Here is a 12,557-nt window from a genome sequence, read left to right as displayed (position 1 = left end):
CCGGGCCCTCCGCCCGCCGTACGGCTCACGCGGGCCGTACGGCGGGCGCCGGCGGCGGAGCCCCGCCCCTCTGGCAGACTCGCCCGCATGCGGATCACGCTGGTCCAGGGGGACATCACCGCCCAGCACGTCGACGCCGTCGTCAACGCCGCCAACTCCTCGCTGCTGGGCGGGGGCGGGGTCGACGGGGCGATCCACCGGCGCGGCGGCCCCGCGATCCTCGCCGAGTGCCGCAGGCTGCGCGCCTCGCACTACGGCCGGGGGCTGCCGACCGGCCAGGCCGTGGCGACCACGGCGGGCGAACTCCCCGCCCGCTGGGTCATCCACACCGTCGGCCCCGTCCACTCCGCCGGGGAGGACCGCTCCGAGCTGCTGGCCTCCTGCTACCGGGAGTCGCTGCGGGTCGCCGACGAACTGGGCGCGGCGAGCGTGGCCTTCCCGGCGGTGTCGGCCGGGATCTACGGCTGGCCGCTGGACGACGCCGCCCGTATCGCGATCGGCACCGTCCGCGCCACCCCGACCGAGGTGACCGACATCCGCTTCGTCCTGTTCGACCCCGACGCCTACGCCGCCTTCGAGCGGGCCCTCACCGCGACGGAGCCCGGCTGACACCCCGGCGCGAGCCGGGCATCCGCGGTCACACCCATCACCGGATGGCACCTGGCCATGACCGCGGAGCGGCACACCGTACGACTCCCACCGCGGCGGGTAGACGTGAACGGTCACGTCCGCGGGCGCGGCTCTTCCGAGCTTCGCGTCACATGTGAGCAGGGGGACGCCGAGCCGTCGTGCGAGAGCGACATACGCACCGTCGCAGGCGTTGAAGTCTCCCCGGAGATCCCAGACGCTGCTCGTCGTGGACTCGACGGGGTGACGGGAGATCGGCAGATCGAGGAAGTCCTCGATCGCCTGCTCCGCCCGTTCACCGGAGAGCTTGCCGCCCAGCGCGAGTCCGCGGATACCGTTGACGAACTCGGCTCCCACGTGTCCGGCGGCATGGAGCCGCCGGACACTCGCCAGGCGTCGTCTGAGCAGTTCGTCTTCGGGAGACTCCGCCAGGGCGCGGATGAGGACCGACGCGTCGACGACCAGTGTGCTCACCGGCGGCCCTCGTGGATCGCGGAGAGTATGTCCTCATTGGTCAGCCGCACCGGCTCACGCCGCCGGGCGAACACCTCGGCCACCGTCGGGGTGGAGGTTTCCCCTGTCAGCAGGCGGAGCACGTAAGCCGAGACCGACATGCCTTCTGCGGCCGCGCGGACCCGGAGGGCGGCGTGAACTTCCTCGGGGACCTCCCGGACGAAGAGGGACCGGTTGTTCTTGCCCTGTTCTGACTTCATGCTTTCAAAGCCAGCATTCTGCTTGCAGAGCATGCATATATATATTCACTGATCGCAGAGTGCCCGAGCATCTGCCGGGGTGGGCCGCTGGGGCGCTGAATGCGCTGGGCGGTTCCGGAGCGGTCATCGGGAGAGGGCGTCCGGGCGGAAACCGGGAATGACGAGCGAAGGAGCGCTGTGCCGGCGGACAAGGTGATCGCGGATTTCTGGTTCGACCCCTCCTGCCCGTACACCTGGCTCACCTCGCGGTGGCTGCTGGAGGTCGAGAAGGTCCGCCCGGTCGAGGTCCGCTGGCACGTGATGAGCCTGTCGGTGCTCAACGAGGGCCGCGACGACGACCCGGAGGGCGATCCCGAGGGCTACCTGTGGGTTCCGGTGCGCGTCTGCGCCGCCGTGCGGCGGCACCACGGGCAGGAGGCGCTCGGCCGGTTCTACACCGCGATGTGGACCGCCGGGAACGACCGCGGCGAGCACGAGTGGATGGGCTCCCTGCAGGACGCGCTGGCCGCCGCCGGGCTCCCGGTGGAGCTGGCCGAGGCCGGGACGTCGGCCGAGTACGACGACGCGGTGCGCGCCTCGCACGCCGAGGGCGTCGGGCTCGTCGGCCCGCACGTCGGCACCCCCATCGTCGCCGCCACCGGTCCCGGCGGCGGGCGCGTCGCCTTCTTCGGCCCGGTCGTCTCCCGGCTCCCCACCGGCGAGCAGGCCGGCCGCCTGTGGGACGGGACGCTGCTGGTGGCCGGGGTCCCGGGCTTCCACGAGCTCAAGGGCGTCCCCCACGAGGATCCCCGGCTCCACTGAGCCGAGCCGGTCCTCCGGCGGGAACCGGCGAGGTCCCGCCGTGCTCCGGCCGGTCAGTGGCGCCAGCGGCTGCGCGCGACGATCTCCTCGGGGCTCGCGCCGGCGAAGAGCGCGATCTCGCCCCGCCGTACCGTCGCGACGGTGTCGACGACCTCGGGCCCGAGCGCCTCACCGAGGACCGGGTCGGCCTCGAACAGGGCGACGGCCTCGGCGAGCGAGCCCGGCAGGGCCGCGATCCCCCGCTTCCGCCGGGTCTCCTCGTCCATGCCCGCCGGGTCGATGTCGACCGGCTCCGGCAGGCGGAGCCCGGCCTCGGCACCGGCCCGTCCGGCCGCGAGCGCCGCGGCGACCAGAAGGTACGGGTTGGCGGACAGGTCGACGCACTTGATCTCGATGTTGGCGGCCCGGTCCCGTTCCCCCCGCGAGCCGGTGACCAGCCGGAGCGCCGCCTCCCGGTTCTCCCGGCCCCAGCAGGCGAACGCGCCGGCCCAGTGCGACGGCACCAGCCGCAGGTAGCTCGCGACCGACGGCGCGCCGACGGCGAGCAGGGCGGGCAGCCGCTCCAGGATCCCCGCGGCGAAGCCCTCTCCCTCGGGCGTCAGCCCGCAGGGACCGGGGCCGCCGGACATCAGGTTCGTCCCGTCGCGCCAGAGGCTCAGATGCAGATGGCCGCCGTTGCCGACGCCATCGGCGAGCACCTTCGGCGCGAACGTGGCGCGCATGCCGTGCCGTACGGTGACCGCCCGGACGGTCTCGCGCACCAGCACGGCGAGGTCCGCCGCGCCGACCGGGTCCGCCGCGGCGACGGAGACCTCGTACTGCCCGGCGGCGTACTCGGGGTGCACCTGCTCGACGGCGACCCCCTGGGCGGCCAGCGCGGTGAGCACCTCGCGCAGGTAGCCGCCGAGCTCGGTGAGCCGGGCCATGCCGTAGGCCGGGCCCCGGCAGGCGGGGACGAACTCGTCGCCGGTGCCCGCCGAGACGCACCACTCGATCTCGAACGCCGCGCGGATCCCGTAGCCCGCCCCGGCCAGCCGGTCGGTCTCGCGCCGGGCCAGCATGCGGGCGTCCAGCGGGTGCGGCAGGCCGTCCTGGTCGTAGCGGTCGGCCGGCGCCCAGGCCCAGCCGGGCAGCGCGGCCAGCCGGGTGAGCCGGTCCAGGTCCGGGTGGAGCCGCAGGTCCCCGACCGGGCCGCCGGCGTACCGGCCGGAGACGGTCGAGTCGTCGAGCAGGAACGCGTCGAACACCGGCGAGGCCCCCACCCCCCAGGACGCGGCCTGCTCCAGGCGGGACAGCGGCACCGCCTTGACCCGGGTGATGCCTCCGGTGTCCACCCAGGTCACCGCGACGCCGTCGACGCCGTCGGCGGCCAGGCGGGCGGCCGCCGTACGGGCCTGGGCGGCGCGGCGGGCCCGGTCCGCGGCGGTCAGCGGCTCCGGCGACGGCATCGGCTGGACCTCCGCGGTTCGGGATCGGGCGTCGCTCCCAGGTCTACCATGCGGATCGGAACCAGGTCCGGCACACGATCGGAACGACGATGCCCGAACTCCTGCCCGAGGTCGCCGCGCTCCGCCTGGTCGACCACCACTGCCACGGGGTCGTACGGCGGGACCTGTCACGTGACGGGTTCGAGGCGCTGCTGACCGAGGCCGACGGCCCCTCCCCGCTGGGCGGGAGCCTGTTCGACACGCAGGCGGGGCTGGCGGTGCGCCGCTGGTGCGCGCCCGTGCTCGGCCTGCCCCGGCATGCGGAGCCGGAGGAGTACCTGGCCCGGCGGGCGGAGCTCGGCCACGCGGAGGTGACCCGGCGGCTGCTGCGCGCGGCCGGGCTGGGCGGGTTGTGCGTCGACACCGGATACGCCCCCCGGCCGTCGCTCTCCCCCGCCGAGCTGGCCGAGGCCGCCGGGGCGCCCGGATACGAGATCGTACGGCTGGAGCGCGTCGCCGAGGAGGTGGCCGGGACGGGGGTCTCCGCGACCGGCTTCGCCGACCGTGTCCGCGAGCGTCTCGCCGGGCGGGTGCACGCCGGGGGCGGCCGGACGGCCGGAGCCGGACAAGGCCCGGAGGCCGAAGCAGGAGGCGGCCGGGTGGTCGGGGCCAAGTCCGTCGCCGCCTACCGGACGGGGCTGGCGCTGGCCCCGGACCGGCCGGGGCCCCGCGAGGTCGCCGCGGCGGCGGGCCGGTGGCTGGCCGGCGTGCGGCCGGACGCCCCGGCCCGGCTGGCGGACGAGGTGCTGCACCGGTTCCTGGTGTACGCGGCGCTCGACCTGGGCCTGCCGGTGCAGTTCCACATCGGCTACGGCGACTCCGACGTGCACCTGGCCCGGGCGAACCCGGTGCTCCTGACCGACCTGCTCCGGGCGACCGCGGGGGCCGGGGTGCCGGTCGTGCTGCTGCACAACTACCCGTACCACCGGGAGGCCGGATATCTCGCCCAGGTCTTCCCGCACGTGTTCGCCGACGTCAGCCTGGCCACACACAACCTTGGCCGCCGGGCCGGGGCGCTGCTCGCCGAGGCGCTGGAGCTGGCCCCGTTCGGCAAGCTGCTCTACGCCTCCGACGCGTGCGGGCTGCCGGAGCTGTACCACCTCGGTGCGGCGCTGTTCCGCCGCGCGCTCTCGGAGCTGCTCCGCGCCGGGTTGGAGGACGACTCCTGGACGGAGCGGGACGCCGGGCGGATCGCCGGGATGGTCGGCGCCGGCAATGCCCGCCGGGTCTACCGCCTCCCCGCCTGACGCGTGCGCGGGGCCGATCGCGGGGCCCGCGCACCGCCGGCTCGGTCGCACCGCAAAAAATGAAAACGATTTCTGTTGTCTCGGTACGCGGACTTCTGAGATCATTAAGGTTAGGCTTACCTAAGATTGATCGACATCGCAAGGGCCTGCAGACCGCCTCATCCACCGCATCAGCGAACAGCCGATCGGAGAGGACCCCCCATCCGTGCCCAAGACCATGACTCCGCTGCTGGTCACCGTTCTCGTGGTGTACTCCGCGCAGCAGCTGCTCACCCCCATCCTGGCGCCGCTCTCGCGTGAGCTCGCGCTGTCCGAGACGCAGCTCGGGATCGTCGTCACCGTCGCCGCGGCCGCGCTGACCGTCGCCAGCCCGCTGTGGGGGCACGCCCTGCAGAGGTTCGGGCTGCGCGCGGTCCTCCTGTCGGGGCTCGGCCTGGCGACCGCCGGACTGGCCGGCTTCGCCGCCGTCGCCGCGGCCGGAATCGGCGGCGAGACGTCCCCCTCGGTCACCTTCACCCTGATGCTCGTCACCCGCAGCGTCGTCTTCGGCGCCGGGCTCGCGGCCGTCCCCGTCGCGGCCCTCGCCGTCGCCGGCACCGTGACCACCGGCGAGGCCGAGCGGACGCGCGCCGTCGGGTTCGTGGGCGCCGTACAGGGCCTCTCGCTCGTGCTCGGCCCCGCCGGCGGCGGAGCGCTCGCCGTGCTGTCCCTGATGCTCCCGCTCTACCTGGCCCCGGCGCTCACCGCACTGGTCACCGCCTGGGTGCTCGCGACCGTGCCGCAGACGCCCACCGTCCGGCGCGACGGCCCGCGCGCCGCCGGTGTACGGCCCTGGAGCGCGCCCCTCTGGCCCCTGTTCGCCATGGGCTTCCTGCTCTACCTGTCCCTCGGCCTCGTCCAGGTGGTCATCGGCTTCCTCGTGGCCGACCGCCTCCACCTGGACCCGCAGGCCACGGCCGGCGCGGTCGGCGTCGTCCTGTTCGCCGCGGGCCTGGTGCTCGTCGCCGTCCAGGGGGCCGTGGTGCCCAAGCTCGGCTGGCCCGCCCTGCGGCTGCTGCGCACCGGTGCCCCGATCGCCGCGGCCTCCTTCGCCCTGCTCGCCGTCTCGCACCACCTGTGGTCGATCACCGCGGCCTTCGCGGTGCTCGCGCTGGGGCTCGGGCTCGCGATCCCCGGCTTCACCGCCGCCCCCACCCTGGTCGTCGGAGCCGAGCAGCAGGGCTCGATCGCCGGTCTGATCAACGCCACCGTGGGCGCCACCTTCATCGCCGGCCCGCTCCTGGGCACCGCCCTCTACGAGGCCTCCCCGATGCTCCCCATCCTGGCCTCGCTCACCGCGGCGGCCGTCGCCCTGGTCCTGGCGTGGACGGTCCCCGCACCGCACCGCCCCGGCGCGGCGGGGGCCGCCCCGCAGACGCCCCGGACGACCGAGGAGGAGCGGCTGCCAGGCCACTGAGGCCCGTCCGGAGCCCGGACCCCCGCAAAGGGCCGGGCTCCGGGTTCGCAGGACGACTCCGCCTGCGCGGCGCCACCCCGCGAACCCGGCGTCACCGCCGGTCCGGGAACCCGGAGCGCGCGGCGGACCCCGGCGGCACGCCTCACTTGCGGCGGCCGAGGTCCTTCGCACGCTTGTGGGCCCAGCCCGTGAGGACGACACCCGCGGCGACGAGGACGGCATAGACGACGAACGCCGGGGCCGGACCGCCGGGGAGCCAGCCGAGCAGACCCCGGTTGCCGTGGTCGGCGAAGAGCCGGACGAGGCCTTGGCCGAAGGCCACCATCACGACCGCGCCGAGGATCTGCAGAATGTCGTACTTCACGACCCCTTCTCTCTTGAGGCTACGATACAAACGTATCATCATGATTGTTTCCTATTGCCAGGCAAAGCAAGGGAATTCGCTTTTCATCACACTTTTTTCGGCGTTACGGTGGGATCGTGCGTGACGAAAAAAGAACGGCGTGCCGGATGTGCGGCACGCGGATGGAACGGTCGGAGCGAGGGCGTCCGGCGGTCTACTGCTCCCGGAGCTGCCAGGCCCGGGCGTACCGTCAACGCAGGAATCCGCCCGCCCCGGTCACGCCTCCCGAGACGGAACGGCCGGACGCCCACGCACGCAAACGGCGCCGGATCGCCGAAGCGGTGTGGCGCATCGCGTCGGAGCACGGCCTCCACACGGTGAGCATGCGCAAGGTCGCAGCCGAGGCGGGCGTGTCCCTGCGGATGGTCCAGTACTACTTCGACGGCAAGCACGCCCTCCTGGTCGACGCGCTGCGCCTGCTGCACGTGGAGAACGAACGCCTGGCCAGGGCGCGCATCCCGTCCGATGCGGCAGACCCGCGCAGGCTGCTGCGGGCGCTCCTGGACGAGTTCCTGCCGCTGGACGGCCAGCGGGCGTTCGCTCTGCGGGTGTTCACCGCGTACTACGCCCGCAGCCTGGCCGACCCGGCGCTCGCGGCGGTCTTCCTCGCCGCCGAGCACCCGCTGGAGCGGCTCGTCGCGGACATCATCACGATGGGGCAGGCCGCCGGGAGCACGGTGCCGGGCCTCGACGCGCGGCGCGAGGCCGACCTGCTCGTGGCGGGGATCACGGGACTGGGCCTGGACGTCCTGCACGAGCGCCGCTCACTGGCGGACGTGCGGGCGGTGGCGGACTACCACCTGGCCCGGATCTTCGCGGTGGAGGAGGGCCCCCCGGCCCGATCGGCGGACCATCCGCGGAGCGATCCCGCATGACGCCGTGACGCTCTCCTCCGCCGTTCGCGCCGGCCTGAGCGCGCACGGCGGGCGTCAGGCGGTCTCCGGAGCCGGGATCCCCGCCGAGCCGGTCATGCGGGCGGCGCGGGTTCACCCGCGCGCGCGGGAGGAGCCGCCGGCCTGTGCCGCCGCCGCGCCGCGGACGACCTCCTGCAGCCGGGCCTCGGCGTCGCCGAGGGCCGCCGTGGCCGCGGGGAAGGCCATCGACAGGTCCACCATGACGTCGAGGACCACCTCGTCCAGCAGCGCCTCGGGAGCGGACGGCCCCACCTTGGACCGCGCACCGGCCAGCCTCGGGCCGTTGACCATCGCCCGGGCGATCCCGCTCAGCTCCTCGAAGGTGAGGAACGCCTGCGGATCCCAGGGACGGCTCTGGTCGAAACGCTGCTCGTCGAACTCCTCGATCTTCCGCTTGAGAACCGGGCGGTGCGCCGGAGCCGTCGGGGCGTCCGGCCGGAGCACGAGCCCTTCGGCCAGGTTTCCCGCCAGGGCGGGCAGGCCGAGCAGCTGCGGCACGCGGGTGGGGAACCGGACCGGCAGGGCGTCGAGGTCCGTCCGGCCGCCCCGGGCGAGGAGCGGCACGGCGTCGAGGCCGGCGTCGGCGGCGATCTGCGCGACGTCGGCGTACGGGAGGAAGACCCCGGGGTCGTCCGGATCCTCATGGCGCAGCACGTCGAAGAGGGCGAAGCGGATCTCCGGGCTGTACCAGACCCCTGTCTGGACCGGGACCGCGCCCGGCGCCGGCGGGACGCCGGGATGCGGGTAGCGGCCGCCGTACAGCTCGCCGTAGACGCGTACGGCCGTGCCGCCCCGCGCCAGGGCGGCCTGCGCCGCCCTCTCGAAGGCGGCGCGCAGGAGCTGCCAGCCGAAGAACGGCTCGTCGTCGCGGAGCCACGCCTTGCGCTTGCCGACGGACATCCCCCGGCCGTCGCAGGCGATCACCATCTGGGCGCCGTGGACCTTCTCGGTCGCCACCCACTGCCCGCCGGCGGCCGCCGTACCGGGCCGCTCGACCGTGGGGATCTTGGGATAGGCGAGGTGGCGCATCGGAGCAGTATCGCCGGTCGGGCCCGGACGGGCATCCCGATATTCGGGCCGCGCGTCCGCGCTCCAGGGCAGGAGCGGTGGCGGCGGGTGCCGTCCGTCTCACGCTCCTCCGCCGGCGTCCGCCGGTCCGGTGGTGACGTGCAGGGCGACCGGCCGGTAGACCAGCCCGTCGGTCCAGGCCACCGAATCGGGCGGGGCGGTCAGGCGGAGGCCGGGGCACCGGGTGGCCAGGGCTCTGACCGCCTCGGTGAGCTCGACCCTGGCGAGGCTGGCGGCCAGGCAGCGGTGGGGGCCGTACCCGAACGCCACATGCGGGCTGGGGGGATGCTCGGTGAAGCGGCGGATGTCGAACCGGCCGGGGTCGGGGAACGCCTGCGGGTCGTGGTTGGCCGCGTTCAGGTTCGGCATGACGACCGTCCCCGCGCTCAGCGGGCCGCTGGGGATGACGGTGTCCTCGGTGATCCTGCGCATGAAGGCGCTGGCGGGCGGACCGTCGTAACGCAGGATCTCCTCGGTGGCGATGCCCGCCAGCGCGGGGTCCGCGACCAGTTCGGCCCACTGCCGGGGGTGCAGGAGCAACCGGAAGACACCGCGGGCGATCATCGAGGCCGTCGTCTCGTGACCGGCGGTGATGAGGGAGAACACGGTGTTGACCAGTTCGCCCTCCGACAGCCGGTCGTCCTCGTCCCTCGCCTGGATGAGCAGGTCGATGAGGTCTCCGCCGGGCTCGGCCCGGTGCCGGGCGACCAGCTCGGCGGCGTAGGCCATGAAGTCGGTGTAGCCCTGGTAGCGCGCCTGCTCCGTGGCCGTGGAGGTGGTGAGGAACATGTCCGTCCACCGGACGAACTGCGCGTAGTCGTCCACCGGTACGCCCAGCATCTCGCAGATGACCCGGCCCGGGAGCTGGAGCGCGTATCCCTGGACCAGGTCGAAGTCGCCGCCCAGGCCGTCGAGGAGCTCTTCGGCGATCTTCGCGACGCGGGGGCGCCACGGCTCGATCTGGCGCGGGGTGAAGGTGCCCTGCATGATCCGGCGGTAGCGGGTGTGCTCCGGCGGGTCCTGGTTGATCAGCGCGTCCGGGTCGTCGTCGATGCCGATGCCGCTCACCAGCCGCGGCAGGCCCGGAAGGCGCAGGTTGCGGCTGGAGGCGGGCGAGGCCAGCAGCGCCCGGACGTCCTCGTACCGGACGGCCACCGGGACGCGGTCCCCGCTGGGCATGGCCGCCGGCTCCAGCGGCCCCGACTCGCGCCTGCGGGCGAACTCCGGCGGCGGTGTGCCCAGGGGGCCCGGGACCGGGTCCGGCCAGAGCCCGTTCGGATCCGGTTCTGCGGTCATGGCAACCCCTTACCGTCCGGGTCCGGGATGCCGGGAACGGCGGCCCATGCGGAACGTACGAAATACCGTGCCGGCCGTCAACGGGCGGACCGGCTCCGGCCACCCGCACCGGCGGCTGGAGATCCGCGGTCCCGTGCCCGTACGAGGAGGACCGGAGGACCGGCCGCCGGAGATGACCCGCCGGTCGGCGGCGACCGGCTCCGCGAAAAATCCGATCATCAATCACCTGCACGCCGATAAGGTGCGCCTGTGGACGCTCTGGAAAACCTCGCTCTGGAAAGCCTCGTCATCACCAGGCGCCTGCGGGTCCCCCTCGACGCTCCCGCGGGTGCCGTGGCGGGCTGGGGCGAGACGGCCGCCCGGCAGCTCGACACCGCGCTGCTGAGCGTGGGGTTCAAGTGCTCAGCGGCCCTGCTCGCCCGCCTGGCCGGACTGCCCGGCGAGACGGTGGTCGATATCGGCGTGCGCGTCCTGGCCGCGGTCCGCCGGCTGACCGGCGACCACGTGCAGCACAACGCCTACTTCATCGACTTCCCCGCCAACGTGCCCGACACGGTGGAGTTCTGGGCGGGCCTGCTGCGCGAGGCCCTGCTCGACCCGGTCGCCGCCGCGCGGGTCCGGCCGCCGGTGCTCGACCTGCTGAGCCTGCCGGGGTACGGCCGCTACCGGCACACCTACGCCGAGCTGCTGGCCGCGCACGCGGAGCTGATCCCGCTGGCCGGCGACCGGGTGACCGTGCTGGAGCCGGGCGGGAGCCTGGAGTCGGAGGCGCGCGGCCTCTACGTCTCCCTGGCGGGCTCGGAGGTGCCGCTCGCCGCCGAGGACCTCGCGGTCCTGCGTTCACTGGCCTCCTCGTGCGCCGAGCAGCCGGAGCACGTCCCCGTGCGCGAGAACCGCGCCGTCGTCAACGAGGCACGGCTGGCCGCCGGCCTCCCCCTGCTCGTCGACACCGTGACCGACGTGCTCCGGCTCGCCTGCGGCTGCTCCGGCGGCGATGTCACGCTGGCCTCACCCACCAGGTTCCGGTCGTTCCGCCGGGCCGAGCGCCGCGCCCTCCTGGCCGCGCTGGACGGCCTGCCCCCGGTCAAGCACGGTGACGTGCCGCGCCACCGGGAGCAGTGGAAGCGGCTCGGCGAGCGGCTGCACCCCCACGAGTTCCCGCAGTTCCCGCGGGCCGTCCAGGTCTTCGAGGTGGCCAGAGGCGTCCGGAGCGCCGCAGGCCTCGACAGCCGGGTCGAGGCGGCCCTGTCGGCCGGCCGTACCGCCGACGCCGTCGAACTGCTGGAGACCTCTCCCGGCGCGCTGCTGCGCCGCATCGACCACCTGCTGCGGACCGGTTCGTCCGCGTCGGCCGTACTGGACGCCGCCGAGAGAGCGGCCGGGCGGGCGTCCGGCCGGGTGCTGCTGTCCCTGCGCGAGCACCTGCAGAACCGGCTCGCCCCCGCTGCCGCCGGTCGCGTCTTCGTCAACCGGTACGGCAGGGCGTGGGCGGCCCCGGACGACCGCGCGCCGCTCGGCGGGGAGGCGCCGGCCCGGATGCTCGCCGTACTGGACGAGGAGATCGCCCGCCGCCTCCCGGACCCCGGCGAGCTCACCGTCGACCCCGACGTGCTGGACGTGGCCCTGCCGCTGTCGGGGAAGGGCGTCGTACCCGGTCTCGGCATGCTCCCCCGCGGGTCGCTGTCGCCGGTGGACGGGGAGCTGCTCAGGTTCTTCGTCCACTGGCGCCAGACCGAGCGGCGCACCGACTACGACCTGTCGGCGCTCATGCTCGACGCGTCCTACGGCGACCCGGCGCACATCTCGTGGACGAACTACGCCAACGACTTCGCGCAGTACTCCGGCGACCTCACCGACGCCGCCGAGGGCGCGACGGAGTTCGTCGACATCCGCCTGTCCGAGGCCACCCGGCCGATCGTCGTTCCCCAGGTGAACATCTACGCCGGCGAGCCGTTCGACGAGGCCGCGGAGGCGTTCTTCGGTTTCATGACCCGGGGCGCCGGGCAGGAGGGCCGTCCCTTCGAGCCGCGCACCGTGCGGATGAAGTCGGACCTGCGCGGCTCCGGCCGGATCGCCCTGCCGCTGGTCTTCCTCCGCGGCGACGACGGCGCGTGGCGGGCGAAGTGGCTGCATCTCTACCTGAAGGGCAACCCCGGGTTCAACCAGGTCGAGGGCAACCGGGTCACCACGTCGCTGCTGGTGCGCTCGATCGTGGAACGCGACCACCTCCGGGTCCGCTACCTCGCCGACCTGCTGCGCACGAAGGCCGCCTCCACCGGGCAGACCGCCTCCACCGGGCGGGCCACCTACATCGGGCTGGAGGCTCCGGCCGATCTGCCACCGGGCTCACGGGTGTACACCGCCGGGACGCTGCACGAGCTGATCCCGGCCTGATAGCGTGGGGACCGCGAGGCCATGGGAGGGCTTCCTTCTCAATCTTCCAAATTGACATGCCAGCTCTCCCGCTCTCCTCACACCCGGTGGCGAGGCCATTCGGGGGCTTCCTCCTCGCCTGGTTCGATCCCAGGCAGGCCCCGCGGGCCTA

General features: G+C 74.0%; 11 protein-coding genes and 1 pseudogene. 6 read left to right on the top strand and 6 right to left on the bottom strand.

Translation table 11 applies throughout. From position 1 onward, the window contains the following. Positions 1 to 87: 87 nt before the first annotated feature. Entirely contained in the window at positions 88 to 609 is a 522-nt protein-coding gene (locus FHS22_RS03825; protein WP_184938475.1) for an O-acetyl-ADP-ribose deacetylase, read from the top strand. A gap of 138 nt (positions 610 to 747) precedes the next feature. Here FHS22_RS03825 and FHS22_RS39545 read toward each other — a convergent pair. Further along, positions 748 to 1,101: pseudogene (locus FHS22_RS39545) on the bottom strand (type II toxin-antitoxin system VapC family toxin); the annotation flags it as partial. Beyond that, positions 1,098 to 1,373 carry a FitA-like ribbon-helix-helix domain-containing protein gene (locus tag FHS22_RS03815; protein WP_184938474.1) on the bottom strand — a complete coding sequence of 92 codons (276 nt, stop codon included), beginning with the start codon at positions 1,371 to 1,373 and terminating at the stop codon, positions 1,098 to 1,100. The pseudogene FHS22_RS39545 and the gene FHS22_RS03815, both read right to left, overlap by 4 nt. A gap of 144 nt (positions 1,374 to 1,517) precedes the next feature. On the opposite strand from FHS22_RS03815, the gene FHS22_RS03810 reads away from it, so the two are divergent. After that, positions 1,518 to 2,141: a mycothiol-dependent nitroreductase Rv2466c family protein gene (locus tag FHS22_RS03810; RefSeq protein WP_184938473.1), complete on the top strand. Its 624-nt coding sequence runs from the start codon at positions 1,518 to 1,520 to the stop codon at positions 2,139 to 2,141. A 53-nt stretch (positions 2,142 to 2,194) separates the two neighbouring features. On the opposite strand, the gene FHS22_RS03805 is transcribed toward FHS22_RS03810, so the two are convergent. Then, positions 2,195 to 3,589, bottom strand: a complete 1,395-nt coding sequence (locus FHS22_RS03805; protein WP_184938471.1) for a type I glutamate--ammonia ligase — start codon at positions 3,587 to 3,589, stop codon at positions 2,195 to 2,197. 89 nt (positions 3,590 to 3,678) lie between these two features. On the opposite strand from FHS22_RS03805, the gene FHS22_RS03800 reads away from it, so the two are divergent. Both FHS22_RS03800 and FHS22_RS03795 read left to right on the top strand, forming a co-directional pair. Further along, positions 3,679 to 4,875, top strand: a complete 1,197-nt coding sequence (locus FHS22_RS03800) for an amidohydrolase family protein (protein ID WP_184938469.1) — start codon at positions 3,679 to 3,681, stop codon at positions 4,873 to 4,875. Between the two features lie 205 nt (positions 4,876 to 5,080). Continuing rightward, positions 5,081 to 6,331, top strand: a complete 1,251-nt coding sequence (locus tag FHS22_RS03795) for an MFS transporter (protein WP_184938467.1) — start codon at positions 5,081 to 5,083, stop codon at positions 6,329 to 6,331. A 142-nt stretch (positions 6,332 to 6,473) separates the two neighbouring features. Here FHS22_RS03795 and FHS22_RS03790 read toward each other — a convergent pair whose 3' ends face one another. After that, positions 6,474 to 6,695 carry a hypothetical protein gene (locus FHS22_RS03790; RefSeq protein WP_184938465.1) on the bottom strand — a complete coding sequence of 74 codons (222 nt, stop codon included), beginning with the start codon at positions 6,693 to 6,695 and terminating at the stop codon, positions 6,474 to 6,476. Between the two features lie 146 nt (positions 6,696 to 6,841). On the opposite strand from FHS22_RS03790, the gene FHS22_RS03785 reads away from it, so the two are divergent. Further along, entirely contained in the window at positions 6,842 to 7,609 is a 768-nt protein-coding gene (locus FHS22_RS03785) for a TetR/AcrR family transcriptional regulator (protein WP_184939038.1), read from the top strand. A 111-nt stretch (positions 7,610 to 7,720) separates the two neighbouring features. On the opposite strand, the gene FHS22_RS03780 is transcribed toward FHS22_RS03785, so the two are convergent. Beyond that, the gene (locus tag FHS22_RS03780) at positions 7,721 to 8,677 is read right to left on the bottom strand and encodes an RNA ligase family protein (RefSeq protein WP_184938463.1); all 957 of its coding nucleotides are present in this window, start codon (positions 8,675 to 8,677) and stop codon (positions 7,721 to 7,723) included. A gap of 99 nt (positions 8,678 to 8,776) precedes the next feature. Next, positions 8,777 to 10,012, bottom strand: coding sequence for a cytochrome P450 (locus FHS22_RS03775; protein ID WP_184938461.1), 1,236 nt, complete (start codon positions 10,010 to 10,012; stop codon positions 8,777 to 8,779). Positions 10,013 to 10,261: 249 nt separating this feature from the next. Between FHS22_RS03775 and FHS22_RS03770 the strand changes: the two genes are divergently transcribed. Beyond that, entirely contained in the window at positions 10,262 to 12,406 is a 2,145-nt protein-coding gene (locus tag FHS22_RS03770; RefSeq protein ID WP_338047576.1) for a TerD family protein, read from the top strand. Positions 12,407 to 12,557: the final 151 nt, after the last annotated feature.

This window comes from Thiemannella venezuelensis (genome assembly GCF_014203605.1).
GTDB lineage: Bacteria > Actinomycetota > Actinomycetes > Streptosporangiales > Streptosporangiaceae > Planomonospora_A > Planomonospora_A venezuelensis.
The sequence above is the reverse complement of the archived record's forward strand: the minus strand, read 5'-3'. Positions and strand labels throughout refer to the sequence as shown.